Genomic DNA, 24511 nt, shown 5'->3' on the forward strand with positions numbered 1-24511 from the left:
GTTGAAATGAACAAAAGAGCGATATTGTTTATAATTATTATGTTAATAGTAGGCACAGGCTATAGTTTAGTAAGTGCTAAAGGACAGAAAAATATACCAAAAGAAGATTTCCGCTTGAGTGGAAAAAAGAATGTCATTGATCCTGAGCATGGTGGAAGAGATAGAGGGACTACAGGAAAGCTCCTAGGAACAATTGAAAAAGACCTAAATTTAAAAGTAGCTCAAAATATAAAAAAAGAGATAGAAGGTAGAACGGATGCAAAAGTTATTTTAACACGTGAAGAGGATACTAGTTTACTTCCAGAAACGGATCAAAAAGAAGAATTACAAGCACGTGTCAAAGTAGCCAATGACCATTCAGCAGATCTATATATTAGCATTCATCATGATGCTTTTGAGGATACAAATGTAAAAGGAATAACAACTCATTTTGGAGTTAATAAAAGAAAAGACAAGCAATTAGCTAAAATCATACAAAGATCTATTTTTAGTAAAAAGATAGATACTCGCGATAGAGGTGTTCAAGGTAGTGATTTTCTTGTTTTAAGGGAAAATTCTTCACCAGCAATTTTAATTGAGTTAGGATTTACATCGAATGAGGATGATGAAAGAAGAATGAATTCAGCAGAATTTCAAGCTAAAACACAACAAGGTATTGCTGATGGCATTATTGAGTATCTTACTAGTTAACAAAAAAATAAATTGAAAATACAATTCTTTCTTTATTATTTAATCAGAGGGAATTGTATTTTTTGTATGTTGAATTAACTAACAGGACTCTTAGTTGAAGAAGATGTTTGTTTTTCATTTAACAATAGTGATTAATATAAAGCATTAAAAGCTTTACATTGACGTTGCGTAAATGATTAGGCTATTAGAAAAGGAGGAGATAACGTGGAAATAATAAAAATCAACTTAATCAATAGCTTAGAATTCTATGATAAGTGTTTAGTAGGAAATGGTAATGAGGACTCATTCCGATATGAATTGATGCAACCAATGAAAGCAATGTGGAATTATCTAAATGTACCGTTAAAAGCAACGCAATCTAATGGATACGATATTATTATGGCTTCAGCGATGTTAGGGATTTGGACTCCAAGAAAATCTATTCAACAGGTTAAGGATAATTTGCCAGAACTTATAGAGTCTAAGATCTTTGAAGACTATCAGGAAGTGATTTCAAAAGGAATTGATGAATTTGAAAAGATTGGTTATTCTATTCCACTAGAAGAAATCTATGTAAATATTCTTTTAGGGGATGAAGATAGTCAAGAAATGAAAGTAAATAAAGGATATTCAGGTTTTGGTGGTATACCAGGATTTATTATACTAATGGTTATTCCAAATGACTTTAATAAGAAACGATTAAAATCAGCTTTAGCACACGAGTTTAATCATAATGTACGTTTTACATTTGAACCATTTAATCATGGTGACGTGACTGTAGAAGAATATTTAGTATTGGAAGGCTTAGCCGAATGTTTTGCTGAAGAAATGTATGGGAAAGAATTGATAGGACCTTGGATTGAGGATTTTGATAAAGAAGAGATGGAGTACTCAATCGAAGTGATAAAAGAAGGACGAAAGACTAAAGGTTTTGGAGAAGTTTCAGCTTATATGTTTGGTGATGAGGTTGCAAAGAAGCAAGGGTACAGTCCTGTTGGTTTATCAGCGAATGCTGGTTATACGATTGGTTACCACTTGATTAAGCAATACTTAGCCAACAGTAGCAAGAGTATTGCTGAAGCGACACTGACGCCCACTGAAGAAATAATAAGAGTCTCTAAATTTTTCGATTGATAATTTTTAAATTTGCAGTTCACTTCATTTATAACTCATACAGTGAATCGTTAAGTGAACGGGCAACGGGGCTTTACTTCAATAAGGAGTAGAGCCTTTTTCTACTGAAACGAACGGAACAGGATAGTCAAACACAATGTGGATATATGTGGTAAAATAAATATTAAATAAAAGCTTGGAGAGTGAATGTAGTGAGGGTACTATTAGATTTCATAAGAATGTTTTTTTACTCATAATCTTTTATTTGATTTCAGGCAATATTATTGTTTATATCTACCGAAAATTAGGGATGAAATATTCGAATACTTATGGAATCATGATGGTAATCTCAATTTTAATTCTATTTACTGTATTATATCGAAATAAACTACAATTTAGTGGATGGTATAAAGGAGATGTTAATGACAAACTCTCAAAAACATTGACAAAATGGCTGATTTCAATTGCTCTATTATTATTATCACCTCCTATCCTAAGTTTCTTATTGCAATAACGAGGTGCTTTAGTGCAATAAGGGTTTCAAAAATAATCAAACTTTTAATAAAAAAATTTAATCTTCCATATTAAATAAGAGCATGTTTTGATCAATCTTTTTTCAAAACATGCTCTTTAGATTGTTCTCAAATAAAGATTGATAAAGTTATTTTAATCAAACTTTATTACAAATCTACGCCTTTGATAATGATGGATAGAAGATATACCATTAAAAGTAGATCGTGGTTAGGGAAGTATAGTAAAGAAGGAAACGTATAAGCATTTAAATACATTCGTTGTAGTTTAATACAATAAAATAGAGAGTGGGGAACACTCTCTATTTTAGTTATTTAAGGGCTTTATCAAATGTTTTTTCTATTTCATCAGAGTCTTTTGAAATTGCTAAGAGAATATAGCTATCTTTTGTTTTCAAGACATGTTTTTCTATTAGGAAATATTCTTCTGGTAAATAGTCTTTAAAACTTTTTGATTTTTTTTCGATTCTATTTGAAATTTTCTCTTTCATGGTGTCTACATTTTTCATATCTTTTACTTTAATCACAGTTATTTCATCAGCATTAATGTTTGTAGGGGCAGTAAAAAGAACAAAACTGTCCACTTCATCAGCATTTATGTTATATAACTTTTGAAGTTTTTTATGATCTCCTTCTTTCATTTCTTCTATATTTGTAGTTTGTTTTATTTGTTTTCCTATTTCTATAGCGGAAGGGTTATCAGATGTTTCTTGTTTTCCAGAACAACCACTTAAAACTACTAGTGTAATTGTGCAAGCAAAAATAGTAATAACAGATTTTATATTAAAAGATTTTATTATATTTCTCATAGGTTTAATTCTCCTTGTCGTTTAAATCAGTTATAGATGAATCCTCAAAGAAAGTATTTGCATTGTAAAGCAGTAGCATTTCTTCGATTTTGTTTTTTTGTATGAACATATTTAGGTTATCGGTATAGTATCTAAGATCAATTATATGAATTTCACTAAAATGTGATAGTAAAAAGGGAAGTAAGGCATTTGCATAAGAATCTTTTACAATTAATAATTTTTTTCCATTCGTATTTTCAGTTGTTATCTTCACGAATGGATGATTTCCGTTGAAAAAGACAGTATATTTATCTTTTTTCTTAATGTTATTCATCTCATAAAGGGATTGAGAGGTTTTCGCTTCATCGACATACTCCACTTTGTATTTGATAGCTTCCTTAGGCTCGTATATTTCAATGCTATCCGGATCTATATGTCTAAAACCTGCTTTTGAATATAGTGAACCATAGAAACTATTCGTAATTTTTTTTATGTTGAATGACCCTTTTTGGATAGGAGTAAATTTCATATTTTTACTCAACTCTAGGTAGGCATAATATGCGCCTTTAGTAGTCCAATGATGATCGGTTTTATAAAATATATATTCATTCTTTTTTGAACTCAATATTGGGTATACATCAATAAAATTAATTTCCTTATTCAAGGATTTCTTTACTTTATCAATATACGTAACCTCATCAACACGCGAAACATAATTAGGAAGTTTATTTTCTAAAATACTAATTGCCGTAGGTACCAACATTACGTGTTTTTGCACATTTGGATTTGCAAGATGAAAATTATTGATTGCTTCAATTTTACTTTTCACATCTTGATCTTCAGGTTTGTTAAATTTTTGAAATAAAAAACCATTCTTACCGATATACACTCCGTTATTTTCTTTTTTACCGATTGTTCGATCTATATCAGATTTCATGCTGATCCAAAAATCTCTATATGCAAACTGGTCAGAAATATATTTTTCATAGTTAGGAGTGAATTTTTTATCTAAAAGATTTTGAATAGAGAACGCGGGTAACTGTTCTAAGTTTCTATTCTCTGAATCTGAAAATGATTTGTTTGGAGTTAATAAATTAATAGTGAACATTCCACCTATAAACAGTGACAACAAACATGCCATTATACGTTTGTATATTTTTTCATAAGTATTCAAATAACTCACCTCTTTCAACTAAATATGATATAGATAAAAATTAAAATCTAAAATATAGGAATGGGTTATAAGTGTCGTTTACTAAATATGCAGTTGAAAGAACTACTAATATTACATAAAAGATTGGCATGCAAATAGCGCCTGGCAATTTCAATTGTTCTCTTATATAAACAAGTGCCTTTTTGGGGAATGGTGTTGAACAAATAGTTAAGATGCAAAATAGCATAAAATTAGTTGATAGATAATAGAGTGTATTATTATCCAAGAAAGCAGTTTGATTAAAGCCAAACATTGTTCCGATGAAACTAATTGCTACTGATAAGTTATCAAATTCAAAAAATACCCATCCAATTAATACGATAATAAGTGTGTACACATGTGCAATAATACGCATTCTATTTTTAAGCCATTTTAAAAGAAATAGCTTTTCTAGTGTTACAAATAATCCGAAGTACAGCCCCCAAACAACAAAATTCCAGCTAGCTCCATGCCATAATCCTGTTAAGAACCATACTATTAACAAATTTCTAAGCTGTTTGAGTAGTCCTGCCCGATTTCCCCCAAGAGGGATGTATACATACTCTCTAAACCAAGAGCCTAGTGAAATGTGCCATCTACGCCAAAACTCGGTGACACTTCTCGATATATAGGGATAGTTAAAGTTTTCTGGAAAATCAAAACCAAACATTTTCCCTAAACCTTGAGCCATAGCCGAGTATCCTCTAAAATCAAAATAAATTTGGAAGGCAAATGCAATAATCCCAATCCATGCTGTTAAAATAGTTAGGTCTGACATAGAGGTTGATTTAACACTCGTCCAAAGAAGTCCTATATTATTAGCTAATAGTACTTTTAGTGCAAGACCTCTAATAAATAGCTCCATTCCTTCGCCAAAACGATCTAATGTTACTTTTCTATCTTGTAATTGTTTATCAATATCGCTGTATTTTACAATAGGCCCTGCGACAAGTTGTGGGAACATTGTTACATAAGTACCGAAAGAAATAATATTTCTTTGTGCATGTACTTTACCTAAATATACGTCTATCACATAAGACATCGTTTGGAATGTATAGAAAGAGATTCCTATTGGAAGAGGGAGAGTCTCAACGTGAATATTTAAGTTGAAAAGGGTATTGATGTTGTCCACTACGAAACCATAATATTTGAAGAATCCAAGTAATCCTAAATTTATTATGATTGAGTTAATGAATATAGCTTTTGTAATACCCTTGCGACTTCTATATTTGTCTATAAGTACTCCATTCACATAGTCAAATAGGGTGGAGAATATCATAATGACTATATATACTGGTTCACCCCAGGCGTAAAAAATTAGACTGACTATAAATAATACAAAGTTCCGAAGAAACTTAGGGGATATATAATATAAAAGAATTGTTAATGGTAAAAATACAAAAAGAAAAATTAAGCTGCTGAATACCAAGATTCGTCACCTCCTAAATAGTTAAACTTACTTTTTAAAAATTTACAGTCCCTCTAGACTGTAAATTTTTAAATATGGACACTACTTAACAGAAATTTTTACAAGGTCGAGTAGCTGCGTATAATAATTAGCTTTAAAGTGTACGCCATCTTCATCATGTAAATCTGTATTTTTATCAAAAATCGGAGATAGATCAATGTATTCTGCTTTTTCAGCTTTTGCTAACTCTTTAAGTTTCGCATTATATTCATCAATGTGTATATATTGTGGAAACTCCTGTAATGCTTTATCCGTAACAGGTGTTACAGATAAAATGTGTATTTTTACATTAGGAAGCTTTTCTTTTACTTTTTGTATTAGTATTGAATAATTATCTAATGAATACTTGACTGGATTATCGATAGGGTTTCCTTCAAGATCCATTGGCATTAGTAAATCATTAATTCCAAAACTCATAAAAATATGTTCAGGGTTTCTTTCTACTACTTTGTCAACATCCCCCTCTAATGCCATAACTGTAACTTTACCTGCGTCAGCGATAACATTTATATCATCGATTAATTCTTGATAATTAAGTCCTTCTGTAACAGAATCTCCAAAAAACAAACTATTTTTAAAAATAGATTTATATATGTCTTCCGGTTTTTTTTCATGCGAGGTATTTAGTGTGACTGTATTCGAAGTTTTTTCAGTTCCCTTATCTGCACAGGCTGCGGAGGTTAGTGCAATAGCCCCCATCATTAGACAAATACATACTTTCTTTAACATCTTTTTCTTCCTCTCAAATCATATTTTTTGTAAGCGATAGTGTTTGCATAAGCATCTGGCGTTTACAAAATATAGATTAATGCTTTTGGATAAAGATAAGATGCAGATAAGATATAAATCATTTAAAGAATAGACAAAGTGAAGGAAAGGAACAAAAAAATTTAATGTTGTTATTATGCAAATTCAATTTAGAGAATATGTATTGTGATAATTAAAAAGGAAGCGAATTGTTGCTTGTAGCAATAGTTCGCTTCCTTTTGTATTAGTTTTATATAATAAATACGATTTTGTATGCCTTTAAGGGTTTATTTCATTTGATTTTTTAAGTACTCCAACCAAATTGAGTAAAATTCAGGCTTAAAATGTATACCGTCCTTCACATACAGATCTTTACTATTTTTGAATATCGGAGATAAGTCGATGAAATTTACTCGTTCGTTTTTCGCTAACGTTTTAAAACCTTCATTAAAATCATTAATATTTTGATAGCGCATTTCTTTCTGTGCACGTTCCGGTGTAACGGGTGTAATCGATAGGATATTTATCTTTGTGTCAGGTAATTTTTCTTTTATTTCTTGAATCAGTTGAGAGTATTGAGTTATAGCAGATTCTTTTGTATCGATAAGATTACATAGTCCAAGCAAAATAAATATATTTTTCGGCTTTTGGTTAACTACTTGTTCAACATCTTTATGAGCATCTCCAATTGATTTCCCAATAGCACTTACTACGTTAGCCTCGTCCAATAAATCAAGATCATGAAGTCCATCTGTTATTGAATCTCCTAAAAATACACTTGTTCTAAAAACGGATCCAAATGTAGAAGTATCTATATTAGACACAGGGGAGGATTCTTTTTCAAACATTGTGGAAGAATAATCCGATTTAGCGATTTTTTTCTCGCTATCGAGATTTCCGCAAGCCGATAAGACAGTAATTCCTAACAATGGGATTGTAATCAGTTTTTTTATCATAGACAGTTTCCTTTCGTATTATGTCTTGTCTAGGCTTTGCATATAAAGTGTTTTGCAAATCGTTCTGAATATAAGTTAATAGATGGAGATAAAGATTAAATGCAGATTAGATTGAGGTAAATTAAAGAATTAAAATAAGGTAGTTTTAACTATTAGAAGAATCAATATTTTCTATAGTAAATGAACGTGTTAATAGATCGTTAGCTAGTGGATCTGTACTACCATGATAATAAAAAGAAAAGACGTATCGTTCAGAATCCAAATGTAATCTTTCGAGATGTATCACTATCTTCAGTTACCTGGATAGCGCATTAGGAGTTACCATAGCAATTGTAGCAACATTGACACTTTCTCACGCACAGTCAGGCAAGATGTAAGTAAAGAATTAAAAATCATAATCCCTTAGTTGATAGGAAAATAATGAATTGGAATAAATAAAAGTAGTTAATAATTAGATTGATATCCTTAATCCAAGGAATGAGTTCAACAAAATTCTAGGAGAAAACGAAAATAAGTATAGTGAATGGCAAAATTTTTATTTAACTAATTTATAAAAAATACTATTCTTTCAAATTTTTATAACCAGGAAGAATAGTATTTTTATTTTGTTTGTATTGATTACAAATTGTAATGACATAAGTGTAAATAATACTATTCTTTAGCTTACTTAGATATTATCTGCATGTTATCTTTATCTATCTCCAATAGACTATTTATTGTAATAAACATTTGAAGATAATAAATCTAATAGAAAAGGTTCAGCTTTATAACAAGTAATAGTTAATAGAGAGAGGATAGACAAATAATGAAAGAATCAAAGAATAAAATAAATGTAATAAAGGTAGTAAAATCCCTAGGAATTGTTCTAGCAATATCTTTTTTCATATTCTTTTTTATTGGAAAGTTAAACTCTATTCCAGCAAATATGCAACAACATGAAAAAGAACTATATGATGCATCACCAAAGAAGCAAGAAAGCCCTGATAAAAAGCCAGTCGAGAAAGTTGTTTATTTAACATTTGATGACGGTCCTACTACATTAACAAGTCAATTTTTAGAAGTATTAAAGGAACAAAATATTAAGGCAACATTTTTTATGATAGGAAGTAATTTGCAAAATACAAATTATCAGGAAAGTGTAAAGCGAGCAGTAATAGAGGGACATTATATTGGTGCACATAGTATGTCACATAATAGTGATAAGCTATATAAAAAAGGACAATTCGTACCAGAGATGAAAGAAACGTTAGCGCTTATATATGATATTACCGGTACAAATCCTAAACTAGTTCGTCCACCGTATGGGTCTGCACCAGGATTGGAGAGTAAAGAAATTCGCAATCAAATTGCAGAATCTGAAATAATGGTGTGGGATTGGACAATTGATTCTCGTGATTGGGAATTAAAAGATAATCCAAATCAGATTATAGAAAATGTAAAAAGACAAACAACAGAAGATGTAGAAGTTGTTTTGATGCATGAAAAACCACAAACGTTCCATGCTCTTCCTGATATCATTAAATTTTATAAGGAGCAAGGATATGAATTTGGAGTATACAACGATGCAAGCCATTTTTATCTAAACTTCCAAAAGGATCACCGACTATAACAGATAAATATTATTTTTAGACTGTAGTTTTTGCTAATAAAAAAGGAGAACTTTTAATTTTTTTAAACAAATAATCAAGCAATATGCCGATCTTTCATAAAGAAAATCGGCTTTTTCCCTACTGAACACCTAGAGGGAAGAAACTATAAAAAGGGTCACTTGGGATAGGAGTGACCCTCAGTAACAAAATTCGGAGGTGTAAGGCTAAATTAGCTTTACATTACTATTTATATGTCGTGATGACGTTGTTTGTATAGTTCATAGCCTGAGAAACTAGATTTAATTTCTTTCAGCAACTGTCTTATGCGAAAGCACAACGTCTGTTGCGGAAGTCTCCCACCTCTATAGTTGGTCAGATGGATGTGAATTTAAGCTACTTTTCAGCGGGTGTAAAATAGCCGCGGCCTCGTTTCACGCTACAGCTAAGAAATGTAAATTGAATTTTTATCAGTTTTAAGCTTTAACCTTTAACCTTTAATCCTAACAATGAAGCAAATCCAACCGCTTGTTCCGAGGATACTTCACAGCCTTTCAAGCTTTCCAACGTAACATTAAGTCTTTCAAATTTACATGTGCTAATATCAATGCCTTGTAGTGACGTTTGCGAGAAATCAACATCATTAATATCACTTTGAGAAAATATTACCTTATTAAAAGAGCATTCATAATAGTTCGCACCCTGTAGATTTGAATTATCGAATATTACTTGTTTTAAACGAGTCTCAGAAAAGTTACATAAATTTGCAATACAATTTTCAAAAGAAACGTTTCCTAAATTAGATTCTGAAAAATCTAGCCCTAATGTTTTACAGTTTTTAAATTTGACTCGATGTATGATGCCTTCACAAAAGCTGGAATTAGATAAATCACAGTTTTCAAAAATTACATCAGTCAAATCAATTTTTCTAAAAGTAACATTTATGAATCTTACATTTTTAAAAATAACTTTTGATAAAATTAGTCTTTCGACATCCTCGTTATCAATTACAGTGTTAGAGATCATGCAGTTTGATAAATATGGTTCTTCTTCATAATAAATATCTTGAAAATTCGCTTTTTCTAAATGTAATGGTAATTTTGGTAATTCAATTTTGAAGCCTTTTGCCACAATAGCACACCTTTCAATACAGTTATTTACTACTAATATAAAAGTTTAAATAAAAGGCCTTAATTATATAAGACTATATTTTTTAGTAAAAGTGTGTGCAACATGATTGTTTGAAAAGATAAATTTATTAGTATTTTTAAAAAGTGATTTTATACATTTCTAAAAATCGTCAATCATAAATATTTTGCTGACCGTTAATCCTAATGGAGCGGTGTAGTTCAATAACGCATGATGTTATACTTTAAGGGAATTGTAAAAATTCGATGTTCATTTACTTAATTAAAAGGCTAAGAATATGTTAGTGAGGTATTTTAAATAATGATGAAAATAGTACCCCCTAAGCCTTTTTTCTATAAAGGTGGAAAGAAGGCCGTTTTACTATTGCATTCTTTTACTAGCAATACTATTGATATGAAGAAGTTAGGGAAGTATTTACAAAAGAACAATTATTCTTGCTACGCGCCATTATATAGTGGGCATGGTTTAACAGCAGAAGAACTTCTCACATATAGACCATCAGATTGGTGGCAAGATGTCCTAAACGGGTACCAATTGTTGAAGGATGAAGGTTTTGAAAAAATAGCTGTGATTGGTCTTTCTCTTGGTGGTGTGTTTGCATTAAAAGTTGGTCAAGAGTTGGAGATTAATGGTGTTGTCACAATGTCAGTGCCAACAAATAGGGAAGCGGCTTTTCTCCAAAAGCGTGTCTTTCATTATGCAAAAGGATACAAACAACTTGAAGGGAAAAATGAAGAGCAAATAAATTTAGAATTGAAACGTCTTCAGAATATGTCTATCGATTCATTAATTGAGTTCCAACAGCTAATTAATACAACGATGAATAAACTAAGACTTTTAACCTCACCAATTCGTATATTATATGGTGAATTAGATGAACCATTGTATAAAGAGAGTGCAGAGGTGATTTTTCAAAGCGTTGCAACAAATCAAAAAACAATAAAAGGGTATCCGAACTCTAAACATTTAATGACAATAGGCACCGACATTAACGACGTGAACAAAGATATTCTTACATTCTTAAATGATTTAACTTGGTAATTTCATGAAAAAGCAACTAATCTTTAAAGTGGGAATTTTATAAGGGAAGAGTAGAAAAGCGTTCCTGTTATTACAGGAACGCTTTTCTACATCTGCCTGTAAAGATACATTGGGATGAGATTAATTCCCTTATAAAAGAAAAGAGTGGTGAAAAGGTTACTTGAAAAATATGGAGATTAAATATTTGAACTACTATGAAAACAAAAAGTAGACGATCACCGATCATTTGACAACAAAATCGAGGGTTAAAAAAATTCGAATAATTTAAAATGATAATGGTGTTTTTACCATTAATGGATTTATTATTAAAAGATTTGCGTTTGGATTTATTTAACCTTTAATGTTCAGTAACATTAGTTTAAATTTATTGAATTAAAACTTACAAAATTATAAGGTACATGTCATCAAAATTAATTGTTAAAACTAAAATTGTGTTTTAGAATTACTATTGTTGAAAATTTATTAAAGGTCACTCGTCCTAAAATGAACCGTATTTTGTATTTGAAGATTGCAATCCATGACGAATGTAATAGTTAAAGTAAAAGAAACTAGAAAATACTGCTATCTGAATGTTTCTTTTATTCCTAATAAATTGGAAATATGAATAAACATTTTAATATACAATGAGGTATTCCTATATACCCCGTAAATGTTAGTTGAAAAAATAACATATGCTGGGGGTTTTTATGAAAGAGGTTTACAAAAGTATGGAGTAATGTACTAGCTGTCTTCAATTATATTTAACAACTTGACAGAATTCTAAATGGGGAGTAAGCTACATTAGCTGCGAAAAAAGCTATTGTGAAGTAACATTTTTTAAGTGAAATACTTATAATCTAAGTTAATACAGAATGTTAGCTTAAAATCATCGTATGCGATAACGGCTACTGACCTGCATCGGTAAAAACGCTACGTCTTGTGGCATTACCGAAATAACCGACATCGTTTCGGCCTTCACGCAGGCATAATTGATTGTTAAGTAAGTAAAAGAGGTGTAAAAATGAAAAATTTATTAAGTAAAAAAGATGGCCTTTTAAATAAATTTTTAGGGATATATTTATTAGCTGTTTTAATGTTATGGATGAAAACATACATCGCTCAAACAGCACAATTTAAACTAGGAGTAGAAGGAGTACTTCAACAATTCCTTTTACTAATAAATCCACTAGGTTCCGCAATGCTATTTCTAGGATTGTCATTTTTATTTAGTGGAAAGAGAAAATATACATCACTAGTTGTAGTATACACTCTGATGTCTATTGTTTTATATGCTAATATTGTTTATTACCGATTTTTTAGTGATTTCATAACATTACCTACTGTTACCCAAACGCAGAACTTCGGAGATTTAGGTGGTAGTGTTCTTTCTTTACTAAAACCTTATGATATCTTGTTCTTTGTAGATGTATTTGTAATGTTTTACCTACGATTCTCAAGAAAAGTACAAAAAGAGTCTAATCGTTTAGGATATAAAAAAGCAACGGCAATCATTGCATTTGCATTGGCAATATCCGTCCTAAATTTAGGGCTAGCTGAAGCTGATCGTCCGCAATTATTATCTCGAGGTTTTGATAGAAACTATATTGTGAAATATCTAGGAATGTATAACTATACGATTTATGATTCAGTAGAAACGATGAAAGCATCTTCACAGAGAGCTTTGGCGGATAGTAGTGATATTACAGAAGTGATGAACTATACAAAATCTAACTACGCCAAACCCAATGCAGAATATTTTGGTGCAGCAAAAGGAATGAACGTCGTCTATTTACATTTAGAATCATTCCAAAACTTTTTAATCGACTATAAATTAAACGGTGAAGAAGTTACACCTTTCTTAAATTCATTAGCAAAAGATAAGAATACAATGTATTTTGATAATTTCTTCCATCAGACAGGTCAAGGTAAAACTTCTGATGCAGAATTTATGCTGGAAAATTCTTTATTTGGGTTACCACAAGGATCTGCTTATATTACTAAAGCACAAAATACGTACCAAGCAGCTCCTAGTATTTTAAAAGATTATGGTTATACATCTGCTGTATTCCATGGTAACAACGGAAGCTTCTGGAATCGAAATGAAATTTATAAATCATTTGGATTCGATCACTTCTTTGATGCTAGTTATTATGATACTGGTTCTACAGAAAACATGGCTGAATACGGATTGTTAGATAAACCATTCTTTAAACAATCTGAAAATCTTTTAAGTTCGTTACCACAACCTTTTTATACGAAATTAATTACGGTAGGGAACCACTTCCCTTATAAAATGGATCAAAGCTTAGTTACAATTGATAAAGCTAATACTGGAGATTCAAGTGTAGATAATTATTTCCAAACAGCACGTTATGCAGATGAAGCAATCAAACAAGCATTCGACCAATTAAAAGAATCAGGTTTATATGATAATACGATGATCGTTCTTTATGGTGACCATTACGGAATTTCAGATAATCATAATGATGCGATGGAACAAGTCATTGGAAAAGAAATTACACCATATGAAAGTGCTAATTTGCAACGCGTACCATTATTTATACATGTTCCAGGAATGCAAGGTGGGACTAACCATGCTTATGGTGGTCAAACAGACCTTCTTCCAACGCTATTACATTTACTGGGAATTGATACGCAAAAATTTGTTCAATTTGGTTCAGACTTATTATCAAAAGAGCATGATGAAATTGTACCATTTAGAAATAGCGATTTTGTCAGCCCTACGATTTACTCAATTAATGGGAAATTTTATGATAATAAAACAGGTTTACTACTAGATGATAGTCAATTAGAGCTTGCGAAAACTATCAAAGATCAAGTAGATCTTAAACTGCATCTATCAGATAAAGTAGTGAATGGTGACTTATTGAGATTCTATACGCCAACAGATTATACGCCAGTGGATCCTTCTAAGTATAATTACTCGAAAGATGCAGATGTAGAATCTAATTAACTAGTACCATATACAAGCAGTTGAATTGATATTTAAGAGTTTTATTTTCATAATGTCACATCAGAAAAGCGCGAGAGATCAATGTTTCTAATATTGATTTCTCGTGCTTTTTATAGTTTTGAACCAGTGTTAACCTAGCCTCTTAACGGCGAGTTATTATGATTAGATAGTGATGATACTACGCATGATAAGAATTATTTTAACCATATTAAAGATAAAATTCTCTGGGTAGATTTAGGGGATGATGATTAAAATAGTATAAACCGGCAGAAATAAAGGTTGCCGGTTCTGGATGATGAGTATCAATTTATTTTGTACTGTTTTTATTTGCAAATTGACCAGAGGCTTGATTTTTGTTAGCTTCTGCTTGCTGGATTTGTTGTCTAATTTGATTAACATCAGTCTCATTCCCGAATTCTTCGTTCATCGAGTTTACTGAACCAGAAGCTTGATTTTTGTTAGCTTCTGCCTGTTGGATTTGTTGTTTAATTTGTTGAACATCAGTCTCATTCCCAAATTCTTCGTTCATCGAGTTAAAGTTTTGGTTGTTGTTATTCATGGATTTCACCTCCTGAAAGTAGTCTGTACAGAAGATGTTTTATTATTCGAATAAAATAATCCTAAGGCAGAGTTAATACCAGCTAACATTAACTGTATATTACCTCGTAATTTATTAATTATTGAACAGTTAAAAAAACCCAGTAATAAACTGGGGTAATCGCCGTATCCTAATTAACGATGAAAATACGGTAGAAACTTTGTTCAATAGGTCTCTTTGGGAGTGAAATGGCCGATTCCTTTTAATTCAAAGTCAAAAAATTTAAGAATTAGTTCATTTTCAGTTTCAATACAGTAAGATTGAGCAATATCGGCTTTTCCTCCTTGTATAATATTTGCCAGTATAGGAGAGAAAAGGGGTAAATCAGTCAAGCTTAAATGTTTCGCCCCTTGAAAATGCACAGTATATGCTTCTTTGAAGTGTTCATTTTTGGGGTTGTTTGCTATATAAATGGAGTTACTCTCAAGCTGTCTCCATACATCGTCAGAATAAATGTTAAGAAGATGGGGCGTAAAGTCTTTGCTGTTAGCTACAAAATCATCCATTTCTTTCTTATAAACAAGCTCACTAAAGAACGGGGCATCAATATTTACAACTGCACTTATATCATTACGCTCTCTGCCTAACCGCACACTTGCAGCACCGCCCATAGAATGCCCGAATACACCAATTTTCTCTGTATCGATTTGTTGATAAAGGGGGTTATTATCATTTTTTGACTTTTTAAGGATCGTATCAATGACAAAATTCATATCGTCTGTTCGTAATTTCATCCATTTTTGAATGAGATTGTACATTTCTTCATTCGAGTAAACGCCTTTATTCATATTTGTGACTTCATGACTAAAATCTGAATTGATCATAACTACTGTCCCATCCTCTGAACGAGTATAGAAGGAGTGATAGGGATGATCGATTGAAACGACTACATAACCGTGGCTTGCCAGCTCAGTATAGGTAGAACTGTTGCTTGTCTTGATACCGTATGCCCCGTGTGAGAACACCAATAAAGGGTATGTTCCATCTGCATTTTTGGGATACCAAAATTCTACATTAACAAATCTGTTGTCCCCGTTGTCAGTAAATTCCTCAATACGATTCTTGTCAATGTATGTGTCAGTAGCGGTTGCGACTTCATATTCTCCTGTCACTTTTGGTGATGGGTGCTGTGGAAAAATAATTACAGGTGAAAGTGCTAATGCAAATGTCAATATCATCATAATGGACTTCCACACAATGTTAGAAGTTTTGTATGGTTTGATATTTGTTTTGTTAAGAATAAGAGAAACAGTCCCATTTACGGCTAATAAGAAAAGAAGTATAGCAAGCATTATCCAGCGGAAAGCCCAGTCAATCACCGATGAAATAGTAAGTAGTACAAATATAATAAATACAGCAATTCTAATCCAATTCTTTATTTTTTTGTGGTTTTGCTTAGTTGAAAGGCAATAGATGGCAAAGGTAATCTCGAAAATCAAAGCGACTAATAAAAGTAAAATTCCCATATTCATAACTCCACCTCATTGGAAAAATTTTTTTGTAAAATCATCATATGAAACGGATGGAAGGATGTATATGGAAAAACGGTAAGCTGTATTCACAGGCCAATAAGATGCAAAAAAACGGCAAGCTCTAATGCTTACCGCAAAAATAATTTGTTATAGACAACAACTGCTTATTATTTATGACTAAAAATCCTTCTTAAATGCCTTTAGTTTTTCATTGATTTTTTTTGCATCTTTTTTATCATTTTGCCATGATAGTAGACGAACAATAATATAGATTACGGCAATTTGCAGTGCAAGAATGATTACTTCTGATGTGCTATTAATAAGATTAAAAGCGCTGCTAATGGCAATCAATAGAATCTCCAAAGTGAAGAAATGAATAATAATCCTTATTCGCATTTTCTTCTCGCTTAGATCGTAAGGAGAATATAAAATAAATCTGGTTAATGCACTTAAAAATGCAAATGCCATAATGATATAAATTGATTTCAAATCAAAGGCCATATCAGGATAAAACATTTGACGCAACAAAGTAATAATCATGATTATGGATGCGAAGATGATAAAGAAATTCTTAATGATCTTTTGCAGAAATTCAAAAAAATTCATATGTATCCCTCTTTACAAACCAAGCATTTTTTTTAGGACAGGCACATACTGCCTTGAAATAACAGCGCGTTCTCCGTTATCCAGCACCGCTTCGAATCGACCACTTATGGTCGGATAAACAGATGAAATTTTGGTGATGTTCAAAATGGTTGATTTCGATGCGCGAAAACAGTTTTTTCCTTTACATAATTCTTCTAACTCGTATAGTTTTTGTTTTGCCTCAAAAACGTTGTCCTTGCAGTAAATAAAAACTTTTCCCTCGACTGCCTCGAAATAATAAATATTATTTAGCTGAATGCGGTGAATACGATCATTTTGATTTCCAAGTAAAATAGGGGTTTCAATTTTCAGCTTGCTAATGATTTCATTTATTTCGTCATCAACTTCATGACACTTAATAAGAATCTCTTCTTCGAATTCTTGGCTTATTTTTTCTATTGAAATCTTCAAATGATCACCCACGAAAACTCAAATTATTTATTTCTGTTCAGTTTTGTAAACTCAATTGAAGCATGGCTAAATAGGTTTGTTTATCCTAATGATAACACCTTTTTATACAATTATTTGAATTCTTTCAGATTGCTGTATGGATTTTATATTATGATAGTAGCCAGAATCGGCTAAGTCAAGTGTAGGAGAAAGGGCGTTTTACAGATAAAGTATAAGAAATTTCACTAACGGAGCACGTAGTTTTACCAATGGTGACTGATATTTTTATTACGTAAACAAAGACTGAATCCAATAAAAATAGATCATGCGTATCCCTTAAAAGATGCAGCCAAGGTGCATTCTAGAATGGAAGATAGAAACTCGGTTGGAAGAATTCTGTTGAGGCCTTAGGTTAATTGATAATGAAAAGTGTAGTCCATTTAATCAACAATTAAAATCTATCATATCAATGAAGTGGCTTATTTTGATGCCATTGAAAGTTGAGTATGCATAGATAGAGGAAATATTAAAGGGTCACCGGAGGATAGTGACCCTTGTTGAGATTTAGTTGGGAGGATAATTTTAAGTCTAAATTTGTATTATCCTAATAGTTATGAGCAGTATAGGTGGCGGTATTAGGTATTAATATCTCATGAAACTAGTGCCAACAATAATTAGAAGAATGAATAGAACAACAATTAGCGCAAATGCTGAGCCATTGCCATATCCACTACCACTACCACAATATTCAGACATAGTAAATCCCTCCTTTCTTATACTTTATAATATGTAAAGTTGTCAAAAAGAGTTGCTATATTTATCTTAGGATGCCTTAGTAAAATGTTGAAAAAAATAGCATTAGATGATTATGAACGTAATTTTAGGCGCTGAACATTGGGAGAGGAAGTATAAAAGGGTCACCGGAGGATTGTGACCCTTAGTACAGATTTGAAGTTGTAAGGTTACATTAGTATTACCTTACACAAGTTATGAGCATTTGTGGCGGTATTGGGTATTAATATTTCATGAAACTAGCGCCGACAATAATTAAAAGAATGAATAGAACAACAATTAGCGCGAATGCTGAACCTGTACCATAACCGCCACCACTACCACTGCCACAATTTTGAGACATAATAAATTCCCTCCCTTCTTTAATTTATACTATGCATCGTAATCAAAAGGGATATTGATTATTAACTATACAATGCTTAAATAATTTTAGAAAAGGGGCGTGACACTCAAAAGTGATTAGTAATCAGTTCATTTTAACAATATAAAGTAATTGAATGCTATTACATGAAATTCAAGAAGGCAGAGGGATAGATTTTTTCTGAATTCTACAGGCAAGTTAACATGAAAAGGATCACTTTAAAATAAAAGTGATCCTAAAAGAAGGAGGTGTAAAGTTAATTAGCTATATCCTATTATTTTTTGTTGTGAGCAAAAAGGGTCCGAAGATTAATACATGAAACTAGCGCCGACAATAATTAAAAGAATAAATAGAACGACAATTAAAACGAATGATGAACCGCCATAGCCGCCTGAAGAGCCACCGCAATAGTATCCCATGAAATATTCCTCCTTTCTATTTCTATAATATGTATGGTTGTGGAAAGTAAGGGGGTATTTATCCTATTTAAATTTTTTTAGAATTAGGACTGCTTGCTTCTTTTGTGTGAAAACAATGTTAATTACAGTCATGTTCAGTTGGAAATGGCTTTATATAAATAGGAGGTAGCTATGTGTATAAAGACAATGGGCGAGGTGTGATAAGATTTGCTCTATGCAGGTCCAACAATTGAATACCCTTCCATTTGTATATAAATATAATTATATAGTGAAATAAGGATAATTCCATTTGGATGGAAAGGATACAGGAGAACACGTATGCCAAACTTTACTTTGTAATGATCAATAAAATGGATAGCATACCCCTTAAAAAACAATGTTTTTTTCCAAGGGGGTAGTATGCCTATTTTTTCATTACAAAGGAACCGAGCAACCCTGTAGTCTCAATGTGTCAGGAGGTCCTTGTGCAGGATCTCCTTTTTTATTTATTTAAGAAATTTCACATTGTACAGCGAAATATCCAAATAGACGCTTGCGTACCTTTATCTTAAGAGGTGAAGGATTAATGTTAACTATTACGTTCCGCTGGAAGCTTTCTCAATTACCAGAACGAACTGTCAAGAAGCACTGTAAAATGTGTGGATCGATATCTGTTTTTACGGATACAACTGTACGAAGGCATAACGCAAATGGAAAAAATATTTATCAATATGCAATTTATAAATGCGAAAACAATCATACTTGGAATAAAAAGTTAGCTATTTATAAAACGTTCTCAGAGCATGTTGTTGAAATGGATGACCAGAAAGAGGAATTTCTAATTTTGTCAACGATTGCGATATCTAGCTTAGCAGAACAAGGAATAAAGATAATACACATTGTACTGGATGATGCGGTAGGAAAACATCGAATTGATAAAGTGCTTGCAAACCAAATTGAGGATTGGAGCCGATCACAGATCATCAAAAAAATTGAAAAAGGTGTGATTCAATTAAATGATCAAATCATTAAACCTAGTGCAAGATTGTCAAAGGGTGAATGTATTACTATTTTCATTGATTAAAAGATTAAGTACTCTGATTGGAATCTTAAAATAATTGCCTAATGAACAATGCCATTTCTAAGTGCAGAGGAATCTGTCCATAGGAATGGTTTTTTTAGCTGTAAAAAATTGTTTGAAAAATTCAGTCTCGTATCATTTTTAAAACCTAGAATGAAGACAAAGGAAAGGAGTGTTATAGATGAGGATGAAAAAAATTAGCCTTGTTGTAGTTCTTATATTAGCGGGTTTTGTTACAAATGACGTTGTCGTACATGCAGACGATCATAAACATGAAGATAAAAAACAAGAAAAGTATAAAAAATATAAGGACTATAAAGATGATGATGATGAGAACTATTACTATGACGATGAAGAAGAAGGTGAAACTTACTATTTTCAAGATGCTGTAAGTGCAAAAGGGACTTGGAATATTTGGACTCGAACAGTTGCAGCAGATAAAGAAGTATTACCTTTTACAAGCTCTCAAAAGGTTACGTTCAAGGTAGAAGGTACAAATAAGGAGCTGAGCTTTTTTATAATACCAAAAGACGGGGAATTCTTTGTGCCAGGAAAAGCAGTAGCTCAAGCTTTAGGAGCAAAAGCAACCTTTTACAAAGCAAGTAAGATTTTAAATATCCAACATCAAAAAAATGAATTGATTTACCGTGCTGGAACTAACGTTGTATATGATAACAATGTGAAAGTACCATCACCTGCACAAGCGTTTTATGTGAATGAAGAATTATATGTACCTATTAGTACAATAACGAATGGCTTAGGTTATATAGCTGAATGGCAAGAAAGTAACCAAACGTTTGTCTGCCAGCCAATTACGAATTAGGGGGAAAGCACTATGAAAGATCCGAAAAAAGCTAAATGGGTATTAGGGGCAACGGGGCTACTTTTATCAGCAGCCATACTATCCCAAATTAACAGCCCAGCAGAAGCCGATTCTACACGCACAAATAATGTTCAGGAAGTAGATCACGGAAGTATGACAAAAAAAGAAAAAGAACTAGTACAGCTAGATTGGACAAACTTTGAAGTGACAAGGCAACCTGCTGTCAAAAGCGAGCGCAAAACGAAAAGAACTTAATGGAGTGGGTCGTGTGGATACACTAACTTTACAAATAATGAATACTGAATTTTATATTGCTATGCCAAAAGGGGCTCATTTCGTATGGAAAGAAAAAGCAGAGAATTGGCTTCAATACGTAGCAAAAGAATGGTCAAGATTTCAATCAAATAATGAATTATCACAACTTAATAATTTAGAAATTGGAAAAACGCTCCGCATTAGTTCGTTCCTATATGATTGTTTAATGCAAGCGGATCGGTATTACCAATTTTCTAATGGTTTATTTTCTCCCTATCTTAAACGTCAATTAGAACATCATGGCTACTATCATTCTTTCCCATTTGATTCAACTAAAAGGAAGACATTTCAAAACAAACCGCTAATGGCAGAGCAACCATTTGAATTTCTAGGTGATGAGCACATACTGAGGGTGACACAGCAGGAAATTGATTTAGGTGGATTTGCTAAAGGGTATGCAATTGAAAAATTGGCGAATTGGCTTGAACAAGAGATATCGCCTGAGTTCGGACTAATAGACGGGGGAGGGGATATGAAAATGTGGTCTTCTGGGGAAAAGACCTGGACAATCGGTGTTGCAGATGCCTTGGATATCGACAAGGAAATTAGCTCGATTAAACTGAAAACAGGCGCCATTGCTACATCCAATCGGGTTTATCGAAGCTGGATGCAAGGAGCAATGAAGAAACATCATGTATTAAACGGACAAACAGGTGAAATCGCAAATACAGAAGTATTACAAGCTTCAGTCGTAACGTCCTCTTTATGTGATGCAGAGGTTGGGGCGAAACTTTGCTTTCTTATGGATGAGCGTGAATTGCAGCAATGGTTCGAAAATAATTGTCAACAAAGTGCCCGTTTCATTGTTAAAGAAGCGCAAGCAGGAAATTGGAAAATGACAGGGGTGAAATAAATGATCATAAGTACGTGGGAATGGATTCGATTATTAGGGTTGTTAGCGTATTTTTACTTTACAATTTCCATTATATTTGGTTTGTTGAGAAAATCCTCATTTATTAAATCACATAAAAATTTAATTTATCATATTCATCAAAATGCGGGGTGGCTAGGGTTAATTACCGTAATCGCTCATATGGTAGTGCTTTTAATCGATCGTTATGAGCCTTATAGTATAGCGGGGATTTTAATTCCTTTCTCAGCTAACTATAGGTCTCTACCATCGGCCCTTGGAACAATCGCATTTTATTTGTTTTTAATGGTCATCATGACATCAGATTTATGGATTCGAACTATGAATCGCTCCTTATGGAAAAAACTTCACTTTCTTGTGTTACCAGCATGGGTATTATCACTTGTTCACGGAGTGCTTATAGGAACGGATACAGAAAATACGTTGATTATAATGTTTTATGTAATTTCCGGAGGGATGACCATGTTAGTACTAGTTATAAGAACATTAAACGGGTTCATGAAAAAAGTAAATGTTTCAATGTTACACAATAATTAACTAAAATCGGGGCTGTTTAAAAAGCCCCGATTCCTTATTAAATAGGGAATTCAATATGAATTGTAGTGCTTTTATTTACTATACTTGTCGCGTGAATTTTCCCATCATGTTGCTCCACTATTGCTTTGGCTATGGCAAGACCTAAACCAGTGCCATTTCGTTGGCGAGCAGCATCACTTCGGTAGAATCGCTCGAATATTAAAGGTAATTCCTGTTCAGTAATACCGACTCCGCTATCTACAACAGTAATTTTTACAGCGTCTTGATTTTTGAAAAGGGTAAGTGTTATGGTTCCACTATTTGTATATCTAATGGCATTGTCTAAAAGAATATAAAGCAACTCTTGAACTTTTGAAGCATCGCCGAGCAGCTCGAGGTTTTCTTGGATATCAGTAGAAAACTGTATTTCAGGAGGCATAAGCCTTTGAAATTTCGAGCTAACTTTTTTGAGTAAAGTAGATAATGGAATGATTTCTTTTTGAACGGCAACCTGATGCTGATCGTGTCTTGCTAAGAACAACATTTTATCTATGAGTTCCTTCATTATTTCAGCCTCATCTTTTAAATCTGCAATCAATTCTTTTCCCAAAGGGCTTAATTGCCGTGCTCCCTCAATTTCTAAAATTTCAAGTGAACTATAAAAAATACTTAATGGTGTTCGTAATTCATGAGAGGCATCGGATACGAACTTTTTTTGTTTATCGAACGACCATTGAATCGGGACAATCGCTTTACCAGCTAGATAATAGGCCAGTAGACCGATTAAAATCGTTGAAATAAAAGTTAATACTATTAGTAAATACTTTGTCATCTGGAAAAAGTGATGCTGTGACGTCACAGATTTACCAACGATAATATAGCCTACTACAGTATCGTCGTTGAAAATGGGCTTTTTTAGAAGTAGAAAATGCTCTTCCTGCCATTCATAATGCTGTACGAGTTCCTCACTTGGATTCCTATTAGCAAATGCTTTTTCGATCTGATTCTTCAGTCCTTTGGAAGATTCATCACCATGGACAAACTTATGATTCTTTGTGTAAATATAGTAAAAGAAATTGCGATTTGGGTCATAACTTAAAGTTTTAGTGTTTGCATGAACATGTTCAAAGAAATCGTGCTCTTGCCTACCATAAAAGTCTTCCAACTCGTTTATTTGTTGATTTTCCATTAATTTTACGAGTGAAAAGTATAGAACAATAACGAATAGTGAAAATAATAAAAAGTAAAGCGTTGCATACAAATAGGATAATTTTTTTTTCGTTTTATGAAACATTAGCCTTCCCTCAGTTTATAGCCAATACCTCTGACATTTTGAATGCGTGATTTAGATTGACTATCATCAATTTTCTTCCGCACAAGCTTAACTAAAGCATCTAAAGAATTATTCGAAACATCGTAATCGTAGCCCCATATATAAATACAAATTTGTTCCCTAGTTAGTACACGTCCTTTATTGAAAAATAAATATTCTAACAGTAAAAATTCATTTTTAGTAAGATCCACTACTTCATTATTGTACAAAAACACTCGGGAATCTACATTCAGCTGTAATTGATTGATCTGGATGACCTGTTCTATCACTTTATCTTTTCTTCGTAGTAATGCGCGAATTCTTGCTAACAGTTCCTCTATTTTAAATGGCTTTACTATGTAATCGTCAGCACCACTATCAAGCCCTTTAATAATGTCCTCTGTGTCGTCCTTTGCTGTTAGCATTAAAATACTACCATTGAATCCAGTGTTTCGTAGCTCTTGACATAATTGAATACCACTAACGAGTGGCATCATCCAATCTAAAATAACAAGATCATATTTCTCAGTATGCGTATGGTCTAGCGCTTCCTGTCCATTTTCCGCTTCAGTGACATTATGAAATTCTTTCTTTAACATATGAACGATATTTCTTCTTAATCGTGCATCATCTTCTGCTAGTAATATTTTCAAGGCAGCTTCCTCCTAGTGATTATATTCAGCTAAGTATACGCTTGAAAAATGAAATGAAACTGAAAATGCTTCGTTTCACCATCTCTAATTTT

At 32.4% G+C, this 24511-nt stretch carries 25 protein-coding genes; 10 read left to right on the top strand and 15 right to left on the bottom strand.

What is annotated here, in order from left to right:
- Positions 1–6 precede the first annotated feature (6 nt).
- Positions 7–690 (top strand): N-acetylmuramoyl-L-alanine amidase family protein, encoded by a 684-nt coding sequence (locus ACQKN4_RS03220; RefSeq protein ID WP_427482257.1) that lies wholly within the window; start codon positions 7–9, stop codon positions 688–690.
- Between the two features lie 204 nt (positions 691–894).
- Positions 895–1803 (top strand): DUF2268 domain-containing protein, encoded by a 909-nt coding sequence (locus ACQKN4_RS03225; RefSeq protein WP_427482258.1) that lies wholly within the window; start codon positions 895–897, stop codon positions 1801–1803.
- 820 nt (positions 1804–2623) lie between these two features.
- Here ACQKN4_RS03225 and ACQKN4_RS03230 read toward each other — a convergent pair.
- The 5 genes from ACQKN4_RS03230 to ACQKN4_RS03250 form a co-directional block, all read right to left on the bottom strand.
- Entirely contained in the window at positions 2624–3121 is a 498-nt protein-coding gene (locus ACQKN4_RS03230; RefSeq protein WP_427482260.1) for a DUF4358 domain-containing protein, read from the bottom strand.
- Positions 3122–3125: 4 nt separating this feature from the next.
- On the bottom strand, positions 3126–4274 hold the full coding sequence (locus ACQKN4_RS03235; protein WP_427482262.1) for a DHHW family protein: 1149 nt from the start codon (positions 4272–4274) through the stop codon (positions 3126–3128).
- 40 nt (positions 4275–4314) lie between these two features.
- Positions 4315–5721 (bottom strand): MBOAT family O-acyltransferase, encoded by a 1407-nt coding sequence (locus ACQKN4_RS03240; RefSeq protein ID WP_079561262.1) that lies wholly within the window; start codon positions 5719–5721, stop codon positions 4315–4317.
- 81 nt (positions 5722–5802) lie between these two features.
- Complete coding sequence (locus ACQKN4_RS03245; RefSeq protein WP_427482265.1) at positions 5803–6489, bottom strand: GDSL-type esterase/lipase family protein; 687 nt, start codon at positions 6487–6489, stop codon at positions 5803–5805.
- Positions 6490–6794: 305 nt separating this feature from the next.
- On the bottom strand, positions 6795–7463 hold the full coding sequence (locus ACQKN4_RS03250) for a GDSL-type esterase/lipase family protein (protein WP_427482266.1): 669 nt from the start codon (positions 7461–7463) through the stop codon (positions 6795–6797).
- An 805-nt stretch (positions 7464–8268) separates the two neighbouring features.
- On the opposite strand from ACQKN4_RS03250, the gene ACQKN4_RS03255 reads away from it, so the two are divergent.
- Positions 8269–9072, top strand: coding sequence for a polysaccharide deacetylase family protein (locus ACQKN4_RS03255; protein WP_427482268.1), 804 nt, complete (start codon positions 8269–8271; stop codon positions 9070–9072).
- A gap of 460 nt (positions 9073–9532) precedes the next feature.
- Here the strand turns inward: ACQKN4_RS03255 and ACQKN4_RS03260 are convergent, their stop codons facing one another.
- Positions 9533–10180 (bottom strand): pentapeptide repeat-containing protein, encoded by a 648-nt coding sequence (locus ACQKN4_RS03260; protein ID WP_427482270.1) that lies wholly within the window; start codon positions 10178–10180, stop codon positions 9533–9535.
- A gap of 318 nt (positions 10181–10498) precedes the next feature.
- On the opposite strand from ACQKN4_RS03260, the gene ACQKN4_RS03265 reads away from it, so the two are divergent.
- The gene (locus tag ACQKN4_RS03265; RefSeq protein WP_240518258.1) at positions 10499–11239 is read left to right on the top strand and encodes an alpha/beta hydrolase; all 741 of its coding nucleotides are present in this window, start codon (positions 10499–10501) and stop codon (positions 11237–11239) included.
- A gap of 1000 nt (positions 11240–12239) precedes the next feature.
- On the top strand, positions 12240–14192 hold the full coding sequence (locus tag ACQKN4_RS03270; RefSeq protein ID WP_079561266.1) for an LTA synthase family protein: 1953 nt from the start codon (positions 12240–12242) through the stop codon (positions 14190–14192).
- A 307-nt stretch (positions 14193–14499) separates the two neighbouring features.
- On the opposite strand, the gene ACQKN4_RS03275 is transcribed toward ACQKN4_RS03270, so the two are convergent.
- The 7 genes from ACQKN4_RS03275 to ACQKN4_RS03305 form a co-directional block, all read right to left on the bottom strand.
- On the bottom strand, positions 14500–14760 hold the full coding sequence (locus ACQKN4_RS03275; protein WP_276207748.1) for a gamma-type small acid-soluble spore protein: 261 nt from the start codon (positions 14758–14760) through the stop codon (positions 14500–14502).
- A 194-nt stretch (positions 14761–14954) separates the two neighbouring features.
- The gene (locus ACQKN4_RS03280; RefSeq protein ID WP_427482273.1) at positions 14955–16262 is read right to left on the bottom strand and encodes an alpha/beta hydrolase family protein; all 1308 of its coding nucleotides are present in this window, start codon (positions 16260–16262) and stop codon (positions 14955–14957) included.
- 177 nt (positions 16263–16439) lie between these two features.
- Entirely contained in the window at positions 16440–16868 is a 429-nt protein-coding gene (locus tag ACQKN4_RS03285) for a DUF3021 family protein (protein ID WP_079561269.1), read from the bottom strand.
- Between the two features lie 12 nt (positions 16869–16880).
- Positions 16881–17318, bottom strand: a complete 438-nt coding sequence (locus tag ACQKN4_RS03290; protein ID WP_079561270.1) for a LytTR family DNA-binding domain-containing protein — start codon at positions 17316–17318, stop codon at positions 16881–16883.
- A gap of 621 nt (positions 17319–17939) precedes the next feature.
- Positions 17940–18053: a YjcZ family sporulation protein gene (locus ACQKN4_RS03295; RefSeq protein ID WP_079561271.1), complete on the bottom strand. Its 114-nt coding sequence runs from the start codon at positions 18051–18053 to the stop codon at positions 17940–17942.
- A gap of 259 nt (positions 18054–18312) precedes the next feature.
- Positions 18313–18432, bottom strand: a complete 120-nt coding sequence (locus tag ACQKN4_RS03300; protein WP_079561272.1) for a YjcZ family sporulation protein — start codon at positions 18430–18432, stop codon at positions 18313–18315.
- A 326-nt stretch (positions 18433–18758) separates the two neighbouring features.
- The gene (locus ACQKN4_RS03305) at positions 18759–18869 is read right to left on the bottom strand and encodes a YjcZ family sporulation protein (protein WP_079561273.1); all 111 of its coding nucleotides are present in this window, start codon (positions 18867–18869) and stop codon (positions 18759–18761) included.
- Positions 18870–19434: 565 nt separating this feature from the next.
- On the opposite strand from ACQKN4_RS03305, the gene ACQKN4_RS03310 reads away from it, so the two are divergent.
- From ACQKN4_RS03310 to ACQKN4_RS03330, 5 genes are all read left to right on the top strand, one after another.
- On the top strand, positions 19435–19932 hold the full coding sequence (locus tag ACQKN4_RS03310) for a cytoplasmic protein (RefSeq protein ID WP_427482277.1): 498 nt from the start codon (positions 19435–19437) through the stop codon (positions 19930–19932).
- Between the two features lie 178 nt (positions 19933–20110).
- Positions 20111–20752: a copper amine oxidase N-terminal domain-containing protein gene (locus ACQKN4_RS03315; protein ID WP_427482279.1), complete on the top strand. Its 642-nt coding sequence runs from the start codon at positions 20111–20113 to the stop codon at positions 20750–20752.
- A gap of 12 nt (positions 20753–20764) precedes the next feature.
- Positions 20765–21007: a hypothetical protein gene (locus ACQKN4_RS03320; protein ID WP_427482281.1), complete on the top strand. Its 243-nt coding sequence runs from the start codon at positions 20765–20767 to the stop codon at positions 21005–21007.
- A gap of 13 nt (positions 21008–21020) precedes the next feature.
- The gene (locus ACQKN4_RS03325; protein ID WP_427482282.1) at positions 21021–21920 is read left to right on the top strand and encodes an FAD:protein FMN transferase; all 900 of its coding nucleotides are present in this window, start codon (positions 21021–21023) and stop codon (positions 21918–21920) included.
- Positions 21921–22475 carry a ferric reductase-like transmembrane domain-containing protein gene (locus tag ACQKN4_RS03330; RefSeq protein ID WP_427482284.1) on the top strand — a complete coding sequence of 185 codons (555 nt, stop codon included), beginning with the start codon at positions 21921–21923 and terminating at the stop codon, positions 22473–22475. It abuts the gene before it with no gap.
- A 37-nt stretch (positions 22476–22512) separates the two neighbouring features.
- Here the strand turns inward: ACQKN4_RS03330 and ACQKN4_RS03335 are convergent, their stop codons facing one another.
- Together ACQKN4_RS03335 and ACQKN4_RS03340 are read right to left on the bottom strand one after the other, a co-directional pair.
- Positions 22513–23748 (bottom strand): sensor histidine kinase, encoded by a 1236-nt coding sequence (locus tag ACQKN4_RS03335; protein ID WP_427482286.1) that lies wholly within the window; start codon positions 23746–23748, stop codon positions 22513–22515.
- Complete coding sequence (locus ACQKN4_RS03340) at positions 23748–24419, bottom strand: response regulator transcription factor (RefSeq protein ID WP_079561279.1); 672 nt, start codon at positions 24417–24419, stop codon at positions 23748–23750. The genes ACQKN4_RS03335 and ACQKN4_RS03340 overlap by 1 nt, the downstream gene beginning before the upstream one ends.
- Positions 24420–24511 lie beyond the last annotated feature (92 nt).

Source organism: Lysinibacillus sp. NPDC093692, from assembly GCF_050280125.1.
Taxonomy (GTDB): domain Bacteria; phylum Bacillota; class Bacilli; order Bacillales_A; family Planococcaceae; genus Lysinibacillus.

Excerpts from the sequence above, each read along its gene's own strand:
- ACQKN4_RS03305 (WP_079561273.1), bottom strand. The coding sequence starts at position 18,869 with ATGGGATACTATTGCGGTGGCTCTTCAGGCGGCTATGGCGGTTCATCA.
- ACQKN4_RS03300 (WP_079561272.1), bottom strand. The coding sequence starts at position 18,432 with ATGTCTCAAAATTGTGGCAGTGGTAGTGGTGGCGGTTATGGTACAGGT.
- ACQKN4_RS03320 (WP_427482281.1), top strand. The coding sequence starts at position 20,765 with ATGAAAGATCCGAAAAAAGCTAAATGGGTATTAGGGGCAACGGGGCTA.
- ACQKN4_RS03315 (WP_427482279.1), top strand. The coding sequence starts at position 20,111 with ATGAGGATGAAAAAAATTAGCCTTGTTGTAGTTCTTATATTAGCGGGT.
- ACQKN4_RS03335 (WP_427482286.1), bottom strand. The coding sequence starts at position 23,748 with ATGTTTCATAAAACGAAAAAAAAATTATCCTATTTGTATGCAACGCTT.
- ACQKN4_RS03330 (WP_427482284.1), top strand. The coding sequence starts at position 21,921 with ATGATCATAAGTACGTGGGAATGGATTCGATTATTAGGGTTGTTAGCG.
- ACQKN4_RS03295 (WP_079561271.1), bottom strand. The coding sequence starts at position 18,053 with ATGTCTGAATATTGTGGTAGTGGTAGTGGATATGGCAATGGCTCAGCA.
- ACQKN4_RS03285 (WP_079561269.1), bottom strand. The coding sequence starts at position 16,868 with ATGAATTTTTTTGAATTTCTGCAAAAGATCATTAAGAATTTCTTTATC.
- ACQKN4_RS03220 (WP_427482257.1), top strand. The coding sequence starts at position 7 with ATGAACAAAAGAGCGATATTGTTTATAATTATTATGTTAATAGTAGGC.
- ACQKN4_RS03265 (WP_240518258.1), top strand. The coding sequence starts at position 10,499 with ATGATGAAAATAGTACCCCCTAAGCCTTTTTTCTATAAAGGTGGAAAG.
- ACQKN4_RS03255 (WP_427482268.1), top strand. The coding sequence starts at position 8,269 with ATGAAAGAATCAAAGAATAAAATAAATGTAATAAAGGTAGTAAAATCC.
- ACQKN4_RS03310 (WP_427482277.1), top strand. The coding sequence starts at position 19,435 with ATGTTAACTATTACGTTCCGCTGGAAGCTTTCTCAATTACCAGAACGA.
- ACQKN4_RS03250 (WP_427482266.1), bottom strand. The coding sequence starts at position 7,463 with ATGATAAAAAAACTGATTACAATCCCATTGTTAGGAATTACTGTCTTA.
- ACQKN4_RS03230 (WP_427482260.1), bottom strand. The coding sequence starts at position 3,121 with ATGAGAAATATAATAAAATCTTTTAATATAAAATCTGTTATTACTATT.
- ACQKN4_RS03270 (WP_079561266.1), top strand. The coding sequence starts at position 12,240 with ATGAAAAATTTATTAAGTAAAAAAGATGGCCTTTTAAATAAATTTTTA.
- ACQKN4_RS03245 (WP_427482265.1), bottom strand. The coding sequence starts at position 6,489 with ATGTTAAAGAAAGTATGTATTTGTCTAATGATGGGGGCTATTGCACTA.
- ACQKN4_RS03280 (WP_427482273.1), bottom strand. The coding sequence starts at position 16,262 with ATGAATATGGGAATTTTACTTTTATTAGTCGCTTTGATTTTCGAGATT.